The 19,651-nt window shown below is 47.9% G+C and carries 10 protein-coding genes and 1 tRNA gene; 1 reads left to right on the top strand and 10 read right to left on the bottom strand.

Features of this window, described 5'->3' with window-relative positions:
• Positions 1 to 262 precede the first annotated feature (262 nt).
• The 7 genes from JHU38_RS08745 to guaB form a co-directional block, all read right to left on the bottom strand.
• Positions 263 to 337 (bottom strand) — tRNA-Val (locus JHU38_RS08745).
• 341 nt (positions 338 to 678) lie between these two features.
• Positions 679 to 1,833 carry an OmpA family protein gene (locus tag JHU38_RS08740; RefSeq protein ID WP_107582146.1) on the bottom strand — a complete coding sequence of 385 codons (1,155 nt, stop codon included), beginning with the start codon at positions 1,831 to 1,833 and terminating at the stop codon, positions 679 to 681.
• Positions 1,834 to 2,041: 208 nt separating this feature from the next.
• Positions 2,042 to 3,886 carry a DNA mismatch repair endonuclease MutL gene (gene mutL / locus JHU38_RS08735; RefSeq protein WP_107582145.1) on the bottom strand — a complete coding sequence of 615 codons (1,845 nt, stop codon included), beginning with the start codon at positions 3,884 to 3,886 and terminating at the stop codon, positions 2,042 to 2,044.
• 296 nt (positions 3,887 to 4,182) lie between these two features.
• Positions 4,183 to 5,844, bottom strand: a complete 1,662-nt coding sequence (locus tag JHU38_RS08730) for an OstA-like protein (RefSeq protein WP_107582143.1) — start codon at positions 5,842 to 5,844, stop codon at positions 4,183 to 4,185.
• Positions 5,841 to 7,283 carry a peptidylprolyl isomerase gene (locus tag JHU38_RS08725; protein ID WP_107582142.1) on the bottom strand — a complete coding sequence of 481 codons (1,443 nt, stop codon included), beginning with the start codon at positions 7,281 to 7,283 and terminating at the stop codon, positions 5,841 to 5,843. Before JHU38_RS08725 ends, JHU38_RS08730 begins: the two co-directional genes overlap by 4 nt.
• A gap of 2 nt (positions 7,284 to 7,285) precedes the next feature.
• On the bottom strand, positions 7,286 to 8,626 hold the full coding sequence (locus tag JHU38_RS08720) for a peptidylprolyl isomerase (RefSeq protein ID WP_158267304.1): 1,341 nt from the start codon (positions 8,624 to 8,626) through the stop codon (positions 7,286 to 7,288).
• Positions 8,627 to 8,686: 60 nt separating this feature from the next.
• The gene (gene guaB, locus JHU38_RS08715) at positions 8,687 to 10,171 is read right to left on the bottom strand and encodes an IMP dehydrogenase (RefSeq protein WP_107582140.1); all 1,485 of its coding nucleotides are present in this window, start codon (positions 10,169 to 10,171) and stop codon (positions 8,687 to 8,689) included.
• Positions 10,172 to 10,504: 333 nt separating this feature from the next.
• Here guaB and JHU38_RS08710 point away from each other — a divergent pair, with 333 nt between their 5' ends.
• A complete protein-coding gene (locus JHU38_RS08710) occupies positions 10,505 to 11,098 on the top strand; it encodes a hypothetical protein (RefSeq protein WP_232369905.1) in 594 nt (197 codons plus the stop codon).
• 517 nt (positions 11,099 to 11,615) lie between these two features.
• Here JHU38_RS08710 and JHU38_RS08705 read toward each other — a convergent pair.
• From JHU38_RS08705 to JHU38_RS08695, 3 genes are all read right to left on the bottom strand, one after another.
• Positions 11,616 to 14,015 (bottom strand): outer membrane beta-barrel protein, encoded by a 2,400-nt coding sequence (locus tag JHU38_RS08705; RefSeq protein WP_107582138.1) that lies wholly within the window; start codon positions 14,013 to 14,015, stop codon positions 11,616 to 11,618.
• 358 nt (positions 14,016 to 14,373) lie between these two features.
• Entirely contained in the window at positions 14,374 to 16,170 is a 1,797-nt protein-coding gene (locus JHU38_RS08700) for a RagB/SusD family nutrient uptake outer membrane protein (RefSeq protein WP_107582137.1), read from the bottom strand.
• Positions 16,171 to 16,188: 18 nt separating this feature from the next.
• Positions 16,189 to 19,434 (bottom strand): SusC/RagA family TonB-linked outer membrane protein, encoded by a 3,246-nt coding sequence (locus JHU38_RS08695; RefSeq protein WP_232369904.1) that lies wholly within the window; start codon positions 19,432 to 19,434, stop codon positions 16,189 to 16,191.
• Between the last annotated feature and the right edge of the window lie 217 nt (positions 19,435 to 19,651).

Below are 19,651 nucleotides of genomic sequence, written 5' to 3'. Positions count from 1 at the left end.
AAGGCAATTCCGAAAGGATATCTATGCTATTTAAGTTTTACCGGACAGCAATAATGTCTTTATGTCCTTAAAAACCGCATGAAAAAAAATATGTCCTTATGTCTTTGTGTCAAAAAAAATGTCCTTACGACAAGTCTACTAAGCCGTGTTTTTCCACCGAGTCATGAGTCCTCGGAAAAGCATGGCAGCTTCAAAAACGTAAAAAAGTCAGGATATAAAAAATCCCTGCAATCTCGAAAGACTACAGGGAAACACCCCTTTGTGGGCGTTGACGGATTCGAACCGCCGGCCCTCTGCTTGTAAGGCAGATGCTCTAAACCAGCTGAGCTAAACGCCCTTACCTTTGTAAAGCGAACGCAAAAGTAACTAATATTTTTGAATACACCAAACAATTGGACAAAAAATATATTCATTGAGAATATTGTCCTTATGTCTTTGTGTCAAAAAAAAGAATTAGGACACTGTGGCTCTATAGAATGAGGGTATTGATTTTCTGTGAGCGTGTCTAAAATTTATTTAGGACAATAATGGGGTCATTGAGGATATTTTATTCTCTGTACAAGACAAACACTTTTACTATTCAAAATGTGTTTCGTATCAACGAAGAAAAAGACTCCATAAATAAAAAGGCCCTGACCAAAACAGGTCAGAGCCATATAACGAACCTAAATTAATTGCCTATTTAGTAACCTCGATAGTAGCACGACGGTTGAATGATACAGGAGAAAGATCATCAACACCACCATTAGCCCTTGTCTGGATTCTATCACGATCTACACCCAACTTAACAAGTTCATCAGCCACTCTGTTAGCACGACGCTCAGAAAGGCCCTGATTGTACTTAACTGAGCCAGTAGCGCTATCGCAATAACCTGTTACAAGAATATTGCAGTTATTTTCCTTAGCATATTTAGCTACAGCCCCAACATTTACGAGATCCTTTCTTGAAGCAATCTTTGATTTGTCGAGATTGAAAAATACAGAAATTGGAACAGAAGCAAATTCTTTAACAACCTGAACTTCAGCCGGCTTCTGGTTAGCAAGCATTTCCTTGAGACGTTCATTCTCCGCATTAGCATCATTAAGCTGTGCACTCAGTGCGTCAATCTGAGACTGCGAGAGAGCCTTGATAGCATCTACATCCGGAGTCTTCTTCCAAGTAGCCTTACCAAGATTGAATGTCAAACCAACTTCTGCATAGAGTTGGTTATCCTTGCTTTCCCAACCGCGGTTATCCCGCATCGTGCTGCTCCAATCACCATCGAGATCTTCTTCCGCACGGTTCCAACCTCCTTCAAGATAGAAATTAACGTGCTTGCTCAAACGCCATGAAGACTGCAAACCAACACCTAAGATCATTGCGTAACGATTTGAACTCATTGTACGGCCAATACCACCACCTGCAAATGGAATCAGATTCCAAACACGGTTAGGATTGTAACCATAAAGGAGGTTGCTCAAGTTGAACATAATATGTTCATGAACCATCCAGAACTTAAATGTTTCAGGATTAGAGCTATTAACTTTCTTTCCATTCCAAGCCTGTATTTTTGTACGAAGACCGAGGCCCGGGGTAAACCACTTACCGATTGCAACAGAACCACCGAAAGTTGTACGCTTTCCAGAGAACAGACCAAAATGATCGCCATTATTCAAATCACGACTATGTTCTTCATTTGAAATCCAAGAGTTGAAATCACCACCTACCTGGATAAACCAGTTACTCCAAAAAGAGTTTGTAGCAACGCTATACTTTTCTACAGGATCAGTATCCTGAGCAAAAGATAACATTGAAACACTAGCAAAAGCCAGCAACATTAAAAACTTTTTCATAATTTAATTGTATTTATATATAAAACTTGATTTTTAAATTAAAACACGACCACTGATGAAGATCCTCATATTACTATAACGCCACAAAGTTAATAATTATTTTCAAATATGTTTCAAAATTACTTCAAAAAACGTTATTTTAACCTCATATTTTGCTATAAAACAAGCAATTAACCCTAAAATACGCCTTTAATATCGCAAAATCATATTAATTTAACAAGTGTTCAATATCAGTTTGCGGAAAAATTGCCAGTATTTTTTTACGATCAGGAGTATAGTTCACATTGGTACAAGCGAACAAGCGCGTCAGCAAATGGTCCATTTCTTCGTTCGAAAGAACTTGACCAACCGGTATCGCCGCATTCTGAGCCATACTCAAAGCCAGTGCTTGATTGATTTCATCGCGCACTTCCGACACATATTCTGCTGCCGAAGCCAACATATCACGGATAACCGACGCAGGCTTAAGTCCATCCAAACCGGCAGGAACGGCATTAATCGCAAAACTATCGCCCCCCATTTCGGTCAGTTCGAAACCAAAGTTTATGATTTCCGGCATAATCTGCCGCAATGTTGAAGCTTCTACAGGGGTAAGTTGCAGCAGTGAGGGGAACAGCTCACGCTGTGAATCCATTGGACGAACGGCCAATGTATGAAGATAATCTTCGTAAAGAACTCGCACATGTGCACGATGCTGATCAATAATCATCAAACCGGATCGCACCGCAGTCAATATATACTGTCCTTTATATTGGTAATGTTGCGATGACTTTTCATCCGGTTCTTCGTCCGGACTGCCAAGGTTTGCAGAAGAACCGGCAGACATTTCCGGCCTGCTCATTTTCGAAAAAATGATTTCTCCTTCTGTTTCTTCGTCCGGGCGAATGCCACTATACAACTCTTCCCAATTATCAGGCGTTTTTCCGCAAAATGTTTCCGAAGGAGTTTTAAAGGGATTGTAATCAGGATTATACCGCACTTTGGGCGTCGACACTTGAGACGTAGGGTTAAAAACAGGAATGTCAGGACGGCCTTCCACATCGAAATCTATAGTCGGAACCTCATTGAACATCCCTACTGCCTCCTTGACAGTAGCCATAATAATCTGCCATAAAGCCTGCTCATTCTCAAACTTAATCTCTGTTTTCGTAGGATGGATATTTACGTCGATATCCTCGGCATTCACCTCTATATATATAAAATAAGGTATCTGCTCACCTACCGGTATCAAACGTTCGTAGGCTGTCATGACAGCCTTATGAAAATAAGGATGCTTCATATAGCGGCCATTGACGAAGAAAAACTGCTTAACGCCTTTTTTCTTGGCAGCTTCAGGCTTACCTACAAATCCAAAAATCTTGCACATAGACGTATCTATATCCAACGGCAAAAGATCTTGGTTCAACCGTTTGCCAAATACATCAACGATACGCTGACGCAGACTGCCTTGTTTCAGATTATACATCTCGACGCCATTACTAAAAAAACGAAATGAAATCTGCGGATAAACCAATACGATACGTTCGAACGCCGTTATCACATTATTCAGTTCCGTAGTATTTGATTTCAAGAACTTACGGCGTGCCGGCACATTGAAAAAAATATTTTCAACCGAAAAATCACAACCTACCTGACAAGAACAAGGCTGCTGGTCCACAAATTTTCCTCCGGAAATCGTCAATTGTGTTCCAACCTCTTCATCCTGCTGCCGCGTTTTCAGTTCTATTTGGGCAACGGCAGCAATCGAGGCCAACGCTTCTCCCCTAAATCCCATCGTATGAAGGGCAAACAGATCATCGGCTGTTCTGATTTTAGACGTCGCATGCCGCTCAAAGGACAAACGTGCGTCAGTCTCGCTCATTCCTTTCCCATCGTCAATCACCCGAATAGATGTACGACCGGCATCTATCACCAACACATCAATATGCGTAGCACCCGCGTCAACGGAATTTTCTACCAATTCCTTGACGACCGAAGCCGGCCTCTGAATCACTTCACCGGCAGCAATCTGATTTGCGACTGTATCCGGTAATAATTGTATGATATCGCTCATGTTCTCTCTGGTTTACATCAAATAAACAAGTACGATCATTAAAACTATCAAAATAGCGACCAACAAAAAAAGATTTATGACTATATGCCTTAACAAAACCTTTGACCGGCAATGGGCCGTATTACGGGCTACCGAATTGAAAATACCTTTAGGTAATCTCGATTGACGAGCAGAAGGTTGGGCTTGTCCCAACTCTGCCTTAGCCCGATCCTCTATCTTCCGAAGCCGTTCTTTACGCTCATCTACATAGATAAACTCATGATGAAAGCCACGAGGGCGAGGTTGTTTCCACAGACTCATTGTCGATCGAGTTTTTGAAGTGGCGCTTCATGACGCTTAATGACTTTCAATATCTGGTCTCCCCCTTTACCACGCCAGTTCATGACATCTGCAGGATCTGTCGGACGAAGTTCCTCAAACCAGGCAAATTCCGGTAATTTATACTTATCGGGAGGAATCTGCGTGATGGGATACCAAGTTCCATTGTTCTTTGGAGTCCATATCCGTTCAAGTTTCCGTTGTGGAGACATATACATTTTCATGGTGTCGGTTTCCATATAGACCAACGACATCAATGAAGAGTCATTCTCTTCTTGCGGATAATAGATACTTTTCACATTACCTATGGCCTGGGAAAAGCGTGCCACCCCATTATCAAATGTGGCGTCCATCACTTTGGATGACACCTGATTATAATGTTTCTTATCGGGTAACAATTCTACCGAAAGCGCTTGATTGGTCACTTTGGCATAACGGATCGTACTATCATTCATATACACGTCAATCCGTTCACCCAACAACTGGCGACCTCCATTCCAAACGATTGGGTCCCGATACATCGTCATACATGAGTCTTTCGTATTGATAACCATAGAATCGCATACAGCCTGTACATCCACACGAAAAGCCTTTACATGATCAAAACAATGAACCTTGCGATAAACGGAATCCGTATTAATATGAAAAGTGTATATTTTCATCGAGTCCGCGTGCACATAAAGCGTATCTTTACGCGAATAGTCTTTGGCAAGGGCATTGACCGTAGCCCATCCTCTGCCGGTCTTCTCATTATAACGCATCCGCCCGCAATGCAGCTCGTTCTTATTTTTCTTATCCACGTAAATCACGTTGCCGTAGCCCCGTGCCAGTCCGCTCTTTTTATCGTAATACAAGCTGTCACCTGTTATCGTTCGGTTTTCATCCTCTATTGTCGAACGGGCAAAGAGTTCAGAATTATCGGTTAAGGTATTAAAATACGCGTCTGTCGTATGGATAATACTATTACGCTGCGTGATCGTTGACGGACCAACGACATGTGCCCTTGATCGTTCACGATCATAATGCAACTCGTCCGTTTTGATCAGACGGTTATCGCTATACATTTTTACATTATAATAAAATATAGCTTCACGAGTCTTAGTATTATACTCCCCCCAGTCGGCTATCAACTTATCTTTTCCGTCAATCAGCCGACCACCTTCGAAGAAATACGCGTAATCATAAAGGCGGTCATAATTCAAGCTATCCGTATAAAGCGTCTGCTTTCCTCGTTTCATAACTACATTTTCCCGCGCAAACATCTGCTGTGTCTGTCCGTCATAATGGGCCCACTGACAGGTAAGTGTCATATCGGCCTGTTTGAAGCGCACATGGCCGAAAGCTTTTACGGCATTGGTCTCTTGATAAAAATAGGCACTGTCGCACCATAGCTGGGCGCCTTGATGCATAAAATGAACTTTACCTTTCACTATCTGGGCGTCGGGCGTAGGACCATAGATGTCATATCTCAAGATATCCGCATGTATCAGATACACTTTGGGGTCCTGCTTCGCCTTCGGCTTGCGGCCTTGGGCCACAGCTCCAATCGGCAATATCAGAAGTCCAAAGAGGCATAGAATTACTCCAAAGATAACCCTATGCCCACCGTAATCTTTTACGATATCTTTAAATCCTGTCATTTAACCCAACCTTGATATTCAAACTTGCAGTCTTTATAGCGGTCACTCATCTTGACATAAATATGCTTGATCTTGTCAACAACCCAGTCGTGCAACTTTTTCTCACGCTCTTTAGCCAAAACAACATTTTGCATCACCTGGTAATCTTCCGTTATCTTCGCTCTATGTCCATCAATTCGGTTACGAAGTTTAACCACCGCTACCACTTTTTTTCCTTTGGCATTGACCATCTCAAAAGGCGCGGAGATCTCACCAACTTTCATCGTGTCAACGACAAGCGCTATTTCCGAAGGCAGATTCTTCATTTCAAACTTCGATGTCATACTCTGATTCTGCACATCGTTATAAGCCATCAATCCATGATTACTCTTGGTATCTTTGTCATCAGAAAGGAATGTAGCTGCCTCTTCAAAAGAGAATTTCTTATTCCGTATATCCCCCGTGATAGAATCGAGCTGCAATTTTGCCGCTTGAATGGCCGCGTCCGAAACCTTCGGCTTCAGCAGGATATGGCGAACCTTAATCTTGTCACCGCGCTTATCGATCAACTGGATAATATGGTAGCCAAATTCTGTTTCCACGATCTTAGAGATCTTCTTCGGATCAGTCAGGTTGAAAGCGACACCGGCAAAAGCAGGATCAAGCATGCCACGACCGACATAATCCATCTCGCCACCCGTGCGGGCTGATCCCGGATCTTCGGAATAGAGACGAGCCAATGTGGCAAAACTGGTTTCACCCTTCGTCACACGATCCGTATATTCGCGCAACAGGCCTTTCACCCTGTTGACTTCCTCCTGCGCGATCTTCGGTTGGCGTGTAATGATTTCTACCTCTACCGATGTCGGAACAAACGGCAGACTGTCTTCGGGCAGCTTTTCAAAATACTTACGTACATCACTGGGTGTCACAGCGATATTCTCTACCAACTTCTGACGCATTTTCTCAATCAACTGATGATTCTTTACCTCATCATGCATTTCCTGTCGCAGCTGGGTAACGCTTTTCTTGTGATACTCTTCCAATTTCTCGCGCGAGCCGATGACATTAATCATATAGTTGATTTGCTGCTCCACACGGGTATTGACTTCACCTTCGGTCACTTCCACAGAGTCGAGTTCGGCCTGGTGAAGATACAATTTCTGTACGGCCAGCTGTTCAGGAATAACACAATCCGGATCACCATTCCACTTCATGCCTTCCATCTCCGCTTGCATACGCATATTCTCGACATCCGACTTCAGGATAGGCTGATCGCCCACCACCCAAATCACTTCGTCTACAATGCTACCCTCGGGTACATTATATTCCTTGGTTTGAACTGTAGTGTCTTTGTCCGCCACTACTTTACGCATGATCGACTTATCAGCCTTTGCGGTCATCCCTGCCATAAGCAGCAGGAAAATAAAGCCTAAAAAGAGTTTATAGCCTTTGTTCATAATCAATTATTTTCATTTTGAAAGATAGCGTCGCGATAGACCTCTACCTGATATTTTTGACGGAGTGACCGTACCCACTCCTTTTCTAATGCTTCCTGATAATCGGCCTGAACTAAAGTTCTGACCTCATTCAAACTTTTGGGAGCAGAATGTTTCTTGCCATAGACAGCAATGTAAGAATCATCCTGTTGTGGCGCAATGCCCGTTTTAAACACCAGCTGATCCACAATCATATTATCTCCTTGCCTGAATAAACCTACCGCGGCCGATATAGGATGTTCGGTTTCGCGATTGAAAGCGGATTGAATCACCTCTTTCCATTTTGTAACATCAAGTCCTTTAAGCGCTTTTCTTACAGCTTTTATTTCCTTTTTATCTTTCGCCGTATAAGCAACGCCGTAAAATCTGGGCTGCGTCCAGCGGTAATTCTTCTTGTTCTTTTGAAAGAAGCGTTCCAAGCCTGCCTCATCTTCTACAGCCCTGTCTCCTATCTCACGTCGGGTGATGGCATAGGCCATTCGGCTCTCCCGGTTAACCTTCGCAGCCAACAGATTCCGCGAGGTCTCGGGGCTTATCGGCTCTTTGTCTTTTTGTTGAATAATGGGCGAGGAAATTCCCGCCACCGACTTTCGCGCGTTTCCGTCCATCTGCTTGATCTTGTCTCTCAAATGTTGCAAGTCGACCAAAGACAGCAATTCATCTTTTAAAGTATCATAAGGCAAGAAGCCGCATTTGTCCTTCAACAATAGGATATGATAGCCCTCGGGAGATTCGAAAGGTCGGCTCATCTCGCCTTTATGCAATGCGAAAGCCACATCTTCAAATTCTTTCAAACCGGTGCCCCGTTCAATCCATCCCATCTCGCCACCGTTTTGCGCCGACAGGGTATCTTGCGAAAAACGTCGTGCCATCGTTGCGAAATCAGCTCCCTGTCGCAAAGCGCTATAAAGAGAATCGATCTTCATCCTTGCCTGGGCAATCGTCTGCTTGCCGGCCCGTTGGCCCAGTCTTATCAGAATCTGGGCAGGTTTTACCAATCCGCCTTTTGCTTCCACACGCCGCCTGAGCGTATCATAATATTGACGGGCCTCGGGTTCGAAATCCGCAAGAGAGGAATGTGCCCGGAGAGCTTCCATATCGTTCGTCGCCGTTTGTATATCCAAATGTGCCGCCATGGCCGCTTCCACCTTGAGCCTGTAATCTATAAACCGATCGATATACAGCGCCAAGCTCAAGCGATTGGACACATTGCCTTGTCGATAGCAATAGAAAAATTCCGACCGAAGGACCGGTCTGCCATTAACCCGCATAACAACCGGATCGTCGTTTTGACCAAAAGCCATGCTCTCACAAAAGAGCATGGCAAGTAACAGTGCGATATATTTCCGGCGCGCTTTCATCGATTACTCCGGACGCGAATAGTTGGGCGCCTCACTGGTAATGGTAATATCGTGAGGATGGCTCTCCAATACGCCGGCATTCGTGATACGGGTAAACTTGGCGTCGTGCAGACGCTCGATAGTGGCGGCCCCACAATAACCCATACCCGAGCGCAGACCGCCCGTCAACTGATAGATGACCTCCTGAACGGTACCTTTGTAAGGCACACGACCGGCAATGCCTTCCGGCACGAGCTTCTTCACGTCTTTGGTGTCGCCCTGGAAATAGCGGTCCTTCGAGCCATTCTTCTGCTCCATGGCTTCCAAAGAGCCCATGCCGCGATAGCTCTTGAACTTACGACCGTTGAAGATGATGGTGTCGCCGGGACTTTCCTCCGTACCCGCTACGAGCGAACCTATCATGACACAGCTGCCACCGGCGGCCAAAGCCTTCACAATGTCGCCCGAATAGCGCAAACCACCATCGGCAATCAAAGGCACACCTGTACCCTTCAGTGTAGAATATACGTCGTAAACGGCACTCAACTGCGGAACGCCGACACCGGCAACCACGCGCGTCGTGCAGATAGAACCCGGACCGATACCCACCTTGATACCGTCGGCACCATTGTCGACCAGCATTTGAGCGGCGGCTCCTGTGGCTACGTTACCGACCACGACATCCACGTTGGGGAACGCGGCCTTCACTTCACGCAACTTTTCTACAACGCCCTTGGAATGTCCGTGGGCCGTATCAATGACGATAGCGTCGGCCCCGGCCTCAACCAAAGCCTTGGCCCGCTCCAGCGTATCGGCCGTAACGCCTACGCCCGCGGCCACTCTGAGACGGCCTTTCTCGTCTTTACAAGCCATCGGTTTGTCCTTGGCTTTGGTTATATCTTTATAAGTAATCAAACCTACCAGATGGTTTTCGCCATCCACCACCGGCAGCTTCTCGATCTTATTTTCCTGCAAGATGGCGGCGGCGGCCTGCAGGTCGGTCTGTTGATGGGTGGTCACAAGGTTCTCACAGGTCATCACCTCATCAATCGTCTTGTCGAGCCGACGCTCAAAGCGCAGGTCACGGTTGGTCACGATACCCACTAAATGGTTCTCGTCGTCAACCACGGGAATGCCACCGATATGATAGTCGTGCATTATTTCCAAAGCATCCTTCACGGTCTTGCCGCGACGGATGGTTACGGGATCGTAAATCATACCGTTCTCGGCACGCTTCACGATGGCCACCTGATGAGCCTGCTCCTCTATCGTCATATTCTTATGGATAACGCCGATGCCCCCTTCCCGTGCTATCGCTATCGCCATGGCCGATTCGGTAACGGTATCCATGGCGGCCGTCACAAACGGAACATTAAGCGTGATATTACGAGAAAAGCGTGTTTTCAACTCTACCGTCTTGGGTAGCACATCCGAATAAGCGGGAATCAAAAGGACGTCGTCAAAGGTAAGGCCGTCCATTACAATCTTATCTGCAACAAATGATGACATATTGTAACGTTAGAAATTTATTGCGTGCAAATATAGCAATAATTTCCCACTTAGGAAGTGGCCTTCAATGAATTTTCATTTTCATTTAATGGTATTTAACGAAGCCCTTTGCCAACTGCGTTTATTATTTTTTTGCAAAATCTTTTACGATTATATCCCGTTATTTATCTACCTTTGGCCCACATTTTTGCATCCCAAATCGTAAAAATGTATATCATATCAAGATTTGCGGATGCTTAGCGATTCAAAATTTATAATTTAATTAAAAACAAATTTATGAGAAGTGTTTACAGGATTTCCATGTTCATGTTCGTGCTCTGTGCACAAGTTACTATGATGATGGCTCAAAGGCAAAAACCGGAAATTGTACCGGCAGTTTATGGTATATATGAAGGTGAAGCTACGAATGAAATGGTCAATGAAAAGACTGGTGCAAAAACTCCGGGACAAAAGAGAAAGGTGACGATAGAAATAAGTGAAGGTGAAACGGAGTTTACGGTAGTGGCTCTCAAGGATTTTACCATAGGTCAATATTCATTTGATAAAATACCATACGAGAGTTGCCTTCTGTACCCTCAGACTCAAACTAAGGATAAGAAATGGCAGATTTACTTAGAAAGTAATCTTTATAATACCTTTACTACAAAGGATAAAAAACACAATGTAACGCTTGGCGGCAACATTGATGACGATAAAAGTTTTGTGCACGAGGACGGAACCTTGGAACTTGACTTTGACCTTACCTTTGATTATAAAACAACGAGTAAATACGTTTTTAAAGGCAAGAAAGTCAAGAATACAACGGGTATCAACAAGATAACAGGGAGGAATGCCCGGCATACGGTGTACGATTTGCAGGGGCGTCGGGTTGAAAAACCGGGTAAAGGAATATACATTGTCAATGGCAAAAAAATAGTTTTTAAATAAATTGCCAACTAATTTTAGAAAATTATAGGATGAGATAAGGCAGGAGATTATAGCCCTGCCTTATCTTTTTTTATTAAACGACAAATCTGCCGCGCCCTGAATTATCTTTACATATACCATCAAAAAAGTGGCATTATTTTGAAAAAGAAAAGACTTGGACGAAAATAAGCGATTGTAGAGCAAGTTTATAAAGTGATGGTTATCAATAGATTGAGTTTTTTAAGGTGTTTTTCCCTCGCTTTTTTACCCTTAATAGCTATGCTTTTAGCCTGTAATCGTGGCCCTTTCATCGGCTAAAAGCTATGGTTTAGCGGCGTCATCGCTATGCTTTGAGCCGATAAAAGCATAGCTTTGGACATAAAAGGGTGTCAAAATCGGCAAACCGAAGCGTTTTTTCAGCGCGCCGGCAGCTGGATGAAGCGTTGCGGAAGTGTTAAAATCAGGTAGTTTTTTCTGACAAAATCACGGAAGCGTAATTAGAACTTGTACCAGCTTCTCTAAGTGGACTTCCCGTTTCCTACAACCTCTCGGCTTCCTCTATCGACGTTTCACGGGCCTTAAACTTGCGCTTGCCGAAGGTATAGCGTGCCCGCAGCATGACTTGGCGGCTCTCGCTGTAGCCCCACGAGGTTGTGTCGAGCGTACCCTTGCGGCCGTAGCCGTCCCAACGCTCCGTATGGAAGATGTCGGTCATGAGCAATGACAGACGGAGCCGCTCATGCAGGAAGGCACGGTTCAGTCCCATGTCTACGCTTCCGCTCGACCGGGCCACGTCATAGCTGCCACCCTGTCGCTTGGAACGGTAGCGACCCGAGAGTTCCATCTTGATTTTGCCGGGCAGCGACACGTCGTTGCTCACCGACAAGGTGAGCGACGGGCGACGATAGGTCTCACGATATTGCTCATAGTCGAGGCGATTGGTGAAATGGAACAGCCCCACATTGGAATTGATATCCCACCAGGCGGTCAGCCGACGCGAATAGACGATTTCCATTCCCCATTGCGTCTGCCGGCCGATGTTCTTGGTCGTCATCACCACTTTGTCATCCCCGTAGGCGTCGGTCAGCGAAGTGAAGTAATTGTTGAGGCGGTTGTACGACAGGTTGACCGACAGATGGCGCAGCGAAAGGTTCAGCGCCACCTTGTCACCCGTCTGCGGCTTGAGAAAGGGATTGCCCTTCCAGTAGGTCAGTTCGTCCAGCAGATACTCAAAGGGATTGAGGTCCTCGTAGCGTGGTTTGTCCTGTCGGCGACTGTACTGGGCCGAAAGTTTGGTCTGCTCGCCGAACCGATAACCTACGGACAGATTTGGAAACAGCTTCAGCCGACGCTCCTTGTCGGTTTCTTCAGCCAACGCCGTGTTGTAAGGCCGCAGCAGATTGTCGGTCAACATGTATTCCAACCGCAGGCCGCCGCTCAACTGCCACTTGCCCAACTGCCAGGTAGACTGAACGTAAGCCTCGGCGTTTTTCTCTTTATAATTGAAGTGGTTGGAGCGGGCCAGGTCGAGTTGGCTGTTGGCTTCAAACCTGAAATCGTTCTTGCTGCGGATGGCCGACAGCTTAAAGCCTAAGAGTTGCTCGCCGCCCTTGCCCGTATCATACTTGTAATCGGCCATGAGCGAATAGATATCGATATCCTTATGCGGCTCCGAATAGTATATGTCCGAGCGAATCAGCGCATGCCGCGGCGTGAAATAGCTGTTGGGCTGCCGGCATTTCGACATGCCTTCGAAGCGAATCCAGTCGGCCGACACCGACAGCGCGTGGCGCTCCGAGGGTGTAAACGAGTAGCTGAGGTTGCCGCCATAGCGCAGGTTGCGCTGTTTCTGATAATCGTTCATGGCCCGCAGCAGCTTGTCGGGCGTGCCGTCCTTATGGTAGACCTGTGTTTCGGTCAGCGTCAGTCCGGGACCGCCCAGCAGGTTGGCCGACGCGTTGAGCGACAGTTTATGACGGTCGTTGGGCTGCCATACGACATCCAGTCCACCCGCGAAGGTGTTCCGCTTGTCGACATCATCGGTTACCGACAGGTTGCGAACGCCCTCCTGCACGCGGTCGCTGCCGTAGCCCATGGCATAATGTCCGATGGCGTGGCTGTAGTTCAGTCCCAGCTGCCATTTCTCCGTATTGTGCGAAAGAGCCAGGTCGGAGGTCGTCCGCAAATACTCCCAATAAGCCAGTCCGTGCGAGGTGGAAATGAAGAAGCCCGCGTCTTCCGTGGCGTTCAGCACGATATTGATAATGCCACCGGCGCCGTCGGCCTCATAGCGGGCGTTGGGTATGGTCGAAGCCTCGATACGCTTGATCTTGCCGGCCGACAGCGTGCGCAGATACGCCGCCAGTTCGTTGCCCTGCAGGCGCACCCGCTTGCCGTTGACATACAGCGCCGTGCCGCCCAACGACGACAGGGAGATGTCGCCCTCCCGGCTGACCGATATGCCGGGGGCGTGCTTCAATACCTCTAAGGCATTGCCCAGATCGGTCAGATACGACCGAGCTACGTCTATCCGCAGCTTGCCGTCTACCGACTTGGTCATCGGCCTGCGTTGGCGAGCGGTGACGGTGACGCCTTTCAGATCGGTGGCCACGGGTGTCAGTTTGATGACGGGCAGGGTGATGTCGCGCGCCACCGTCAGGTTTTGCGACGCCTCGGCATAGCCCAAGTAGCGGATATTGAGAACATACGTGCCCGGTGCGGTCGTCAGCACGAACCGCCCATTCTCGTCGGTCACCGCCGTCTGCGCCACGGCCTTATCGTTTCCGTTCAGCAACACGACGACGGCAGCCATCACGGCCTGCCCGCTCTCGTCGACAACGCTGCCCGACACCTTGGTCTGCGCCGACAGCGTATGGAACGAGCACAGGGCCAACACCGGCAGCAAGAGAAGGTTTCTCCAAAATATTTGCAATTTCATTTTCAATAAAAGAGGATTAATAGATAAAATTTCGAGTACGTCGGCAAAGATAACCAATCCTTTATAATTCGGCAAGTATTGTCCGTTTTTTTTACCATGCGCCTATCAAAGGCCGGTTCTGAATAAGTTTTTCTTCTCTAAAGACCGACTTGCGTCTACCGGGAACCGGCATGGCGTCAGCCGTAGAGGCGTGATTTATCACGTTCCGCCTTGGCAATCAAGCATTAAACACTGCTGATTTTATAAAAACTTATTCCGAACCGCTTATGAAACCATACTTCGGCAACGACCGAAAGATAAATAAAAAAGCGCCGCACCCGAAACGGCACGGCGCATAATCCATATTGCAGAAACAGGGCTACCAGCCCGGATTCTGCTTCAGCTCATAGCCACGGCTCTTGTAGAGCGTTATCTGATCGAGCGGTATCGGATAAAGATAATCCTTGTCGGCATAGACACGCAGCAGGGCCGCTTTGGTAATGGGAACAATATAGCCGGCATTGCCCGACCGGTCGAGATTGAGCGACTCCAGATTTTCCAGCGTGATCGCTTTCATCGTCCCGGCGGCAATGGCTGCCTTGTTGGTCTCGTTATACCAAGCCACATACCTGTCTTTATCGAGCCATGCGCCCTTGTTCAGTTTGGGATTGAGATTCATGTCGGCATACTGCAACTTGCTCCACCGACGCAGGTCGTTGAAGCGCAGGCCTTCGTAGGCCAGTTCGGTGCGGCGTTCGCGACGAATCTCCCACAGGATGGACGACACGTCGTCGTCACGGTCGGGGTCGTTGATGACGACACCTCCTACCGAGAGGTTGCTGCCGGTCAGCGTCAGATGGGGCATGCTCGTACTCTTGCGGTCGCGAATCACGTTGATAGTCTTGTCGAAGTCGGCCTGAGTCAGCGTGTAGGCATTCAGACCGGCCAGCTCGGCGGCGGCCTCGATGTAATTCATGAGCACTTCGTTGTACTTCATGACAGGCGCGTCGGTGATGCAGGTGTTGCTCCGGCCGCCGGCTTGATTCTTCAGGCTCTCGTTGACAAAGCGATTGGCAAAGTAGCCCGACGCGGCCGAAACGCCGGCCACGCCCGGCAACTGCAGGCCGGTGGCGTCGATGTTATCGGTCAGACGAGGGTCGCGATTGGTAATTTCATCAAAATACCAAGTATCGCCCTTGAACTCGGTATTGCCCACCTGATGGATGGGAAGACCATTCTTCGTGAGGAAGGCGTCGACAAACGAGCGAGACGGACTACTCTCTTCTTTCTCCGTATTCTGGAAAGCCATGAGACTATGGGTGACGACACCCTCCACGTAAGAGCGATACATGATGATTTCGGGATTACCGGCCAGGTCGACAGAGGTTGTCAGTGCCTTGTAATTATCACAGAGTGTGTATTTGTTTTCATCCATGATCGTCTTGGCAAAGTCCATGGCTTCCTTCAGGTATTTCTTAGCCAAATCGTTATTCTTTTCACGATATTTCTGCCATGTGCCCTCGAAGAGCATGATGCGTGAGGCAAAGGCATTGGCCACGTCGCGGTTGATGACGAGACCGGCGGTACCATCGGTTACACGGATATGGGTCGTGGCAAACTTTAAGTCGTCGAGCACCTTGTCCATGACGGTGGCACGCGGGTCGCGGGCACGATAAAGCTGTTTGTAATCAGCGCTGCCCACCGTTGTGTCATAGTAGGGAACATCGCCAAACTTGGAAACGAGGCCGGCATATTCCATGGCCCGCAGGAAGCGGACCACGCCCAGCCAGTGGTTCTTAGGCTCATCCTCCATCGTGTTGCCGCTGATCCGCTCAATCAGCAGGTTGAGTCCATGTACACGCGTGAAGTTCCAGTCGGAAGTGGCAGTGGTGGTCGTCGGGGCCACGGTCGTGAAGAAAGTGGCCTTGTTCTGGGCGTTGTCGTCATTCCAGTCGGCCACGTTCGTCTCTGCGAAATTATCGGCTCTTGTCCAACCCGAGCGGTAGCCGGGGAAGTAGGTTGTATAATAATCCAGAACAGAAATCCTGATGCCATACTCTGAATTCCAGAAAGAAGGAGTGTCTTTTACAGTATCCTTTGGATCACGCGTCAGAAAGTCGTCGCATGAAATGAGGGCAAGCGATAGCATTGCCAATGTCAATATTTTTGTTTTCATGATGAAGTGCGTTTAAAGTTAGAATACCAATTGAACGCCGAAAGACAGGGTTCGTGAGAATGGATAAGAGCGGCCGAACGACCATGAGCCGCTGCCGTAACCGTTCTTATAGTCGGTCGACTCAGGATCTACAGGAATCTTCATGTGGTCGAACTCGAAGAGATTCTCGGCGCTCACGTAGACGCGTGCGCTGGTAAAATAAATGCGACGCATCAAGACGGCCGGAACGGTATAGCCGATGGTCAGGTTTTTGCAGCGCAGGTAGGCCATATTGCAGAGATAACGGGTCTGGCGCAGGAAGTTCCGGCCGTTGCTTACCCACGCGGTGTTGGCCGGGCGCGGATAGAAAGCATCGGTATTGTTTTCGGTCCAGTAGTCCATCTGATGCTTGAAGGCCGAATCCATGTAGCCGGAGCCGCCCGAAGGGATGGCTACCGAGCCGAAAGCCCAGAAGTCGTGCTTGCCTACCCCTTGGAAGAAGGCGCTCAGGTCGAAGCCTTTGTAGTTGAGTCCGAGGTTGAAGCTGTATTCATAGTCGGGCAGCGAGTTGCCGATGACTTTCAAGTCGCCATGGTCTTCGACGGTGTTCTTTCCATAACTGATTTTGCTGTCGTCGTCGTCCAGATTCTTGTATTTCACGTCGCCGGGGCCAAACTTGAACGAACCGGTCTCGAAAAGTTTCTGCGAAGGAATGCCGGCCTTGAGCGTACCGTCGGCATTGAAGTCATCTTTCTGGAACAGACGATCGGTTTCATAACCCCAGATTTCGCCTAAACGCTTGCCTTCGTAATTGCCATAGATGTTGCGGTCTTGTGAATTGAACTTCGTAATCTTCTCCACGACGTGTGAGAGCGACGCGCCGGCCGTAACGGTGAGACCGTTGACGAACCGGTGATGATAGTTCACGCCCACTTCAAAGCCGTTGCCGGTCATCTCACCATAGTTCACTTTAGGCACGGTGGCGCCGAAAGTGGCCGGAAGCGACTCGCCGGCAGTGTGCATGTCGGAGGTCACACGATGGTAATAATCGAAGATGAAGTTAAGTTCGTCGCCGAAGAAACCGGCGTCGAGACCGAAGTCGAGTGTCGTCACACGCTCCCAGGTGAGTGACGGGGAAATGATGGTGGGCGACTGAAGGGCCATCAGTTCGGTCTTGTCGACCCATCCCGATGTTTCGGACTTCATGGTGGAGATAAACGAGTTGGCCGTCACGTCCTGGTTACCGATGGAGCCCCATGAGCCGCGAAGTTTCAAATAGGACAGCGCGGGCTTGGCCCAATCCATAAACTTTTCTTCCGACACGCGCCATCCGGCTGATACGGAAGGGAAGAAGGCCCACTTCTTGCCTTTCGGGAAACGGGAAGAGCCGTCATAGCGGGCGTTGATTTCCAAGAGATACCGCTGCATGAAGTCGTAGTTGACACGGCCGAAGAAGCCCGCAGCGGCGAAGTCGTTATGGAAAGAATTGCTGCTGCTGAACGAATACTGATCGCCTGTGGTCAAAGCAATCTCGGGTAAGTCCTGACTGATCAGGCCTCTGCGCTCCGAATAGTGTGAGAAGCGCTCACGGGTTTCGGCGTCGAAGCCGGCCATCAGCTTGAAGTCGTGCTTCTTTTCCAGATTGAAATTGTACGTGGCATAGGCCTTGAAAATATTCTGCAGGGTATATTTACTGTTCTCGACAGCCCGGTTATGCGTTACTCCATAGATGTCAGAGTAGTTGCTGAACGGTGCCGTGACAAACATGTTGTAAGCCATCACGGTACCGCCGTTACGCTTCTGATAGTCGTTAATGTAGCCGAAAGTATAGTCGAAATTAATGGCCAGGTCTTTCAGAGGATTGATTTCCGTACCAATATTGGCCCGCAGATAGGTAGACGTGAGACTTTCGCGGTTGCCATTCTTGATATCCGTAACGGCCGAACGGAAAGGTTTACCCTGATAGTCGGCGTAAGGATACCAACGAGGCCAACGCAACAGATAGAACCAAGCGTCATACTGACCGGAAGTAAAGCGGTAGGGCTGGTCGTTCTTGGAACGGGTGAGCAGAATATTGGTACGCACCTTCCACCAGTCCTTGATAGCGGTGGTGATGTTGCTATGCAGCGTGAAGCGCTCGTACTGGTCGGTATTGAACTTCATGATACCCTTTTGGTCGAGAAAACTCATACTGATGTTATAGGTGGTTTTCTTGTTTCCGCCGGTAACAGAGAGATTATGGGTCTGCTGCGGTGTCCATTTGCGAGTAAATTCCTTAATGGGGTCGAAAGAGCGATAGAAGTAAGTCTTGCCATTTTTGATTTCAAAGTCGCGGCCTTCCTGCATCTCGCCCAACGCGCTTTGCGACATGCCGCCGTATTCGTTCTCCCATTTGCTGATTTTGTCGATGGCATATTGGTCGATGGTATAACCGATATTGCTCTTCTGGGTTAATCCTTCGCGTTGCATAATGGCCCAAATGAACTTGGCATTGTCTGTTGCCGAAGCCAGCTCCGGCATTTTAGTAGGCGTGCTCCAGGCAAAATTGTTAGAATAGGAAACCTGCACTTTATCATTACGAGTGCCTTGCTTGGTCGTTATCAAGATAACACCCCAAGCGGCCCGAGTTCCATAGATAGAAGCGGAAGCCGCGTCTTTCAACACGGATATCGTCTCAATGTCATCGGGATTGATCAGATTCAAATCCGGAACTTCCACGTTGTCGACCAAGATGAGCGGCGAGGTTCCTTCCGTAGCGCTCAGCGAGCCGATGGAACCACGCAACTTGATGGTGGACTGCGTGCCCACCCCACCGATGTTGTTGGTAATCGTAAGTCCGGGAGTGATACCCTGCAAAGCCTTGGCCACATCGGTAATCGGGCGACTGCCCACGGCCCTGCTGACGTCAACGTTGGCAACGGCACCTGTCAAGTCGGCCTTTTTCTGTTTGCCATAGCCTACGACGACCACTTCATTCAGTTCTTGTAACTCGTCTCTTAAAGTGATTGTCATGTTGTTTTGCGCTTTCAACACAACCGGTTTGAAGCCCACATAATTGAATTTCAACATGGCATTGGGATTTTTCAGGGACAACTGGAAATTTCCATCCATGTCTGTCACGGTGCCATTGGATGTCCCTTGCTCCATGACACTTACACCGATCAAAGCCCCTCCTCCCGTGTCGATCACACGGCCTTTGACCACTTGCTGCTGTTGCACGATGCCGGGCGTGTTCCATGTCTTGTTACCTACACTGCCGGCACAGATGGCCGGAATTCCTGCCATTAAAAACAATGACACCATTTTCAGGGCTCTCATCCCGTGAAGAACAGAATTCGAGCTCCTTTGCGGTTTACAGTTAGTTGGTTTTTTCATATAGATTATAATTAGAAAATAAAGCGTTTACTTTTTCACATACGATAAGGGAAAGACAAAAAAAAGGATCCCTAACCCGTCAGATGCGCTAAATTAGGTATTGCTTACCTATGAGTAAAGGTTAAGA

This window comes from Prevotella illustrans (assembly GCF_017426725.1).
In the GTDB taxonomy this organism is placed as follows: Bacteria; Bacteroidota; Bacteroidia; order Bacteroidales; family Bacteroidaceae; genus Prevotella; species Prevotella illustrans.
This window is presented reverse-complemented; position numbering and strand designations above follow the sequence as displayed.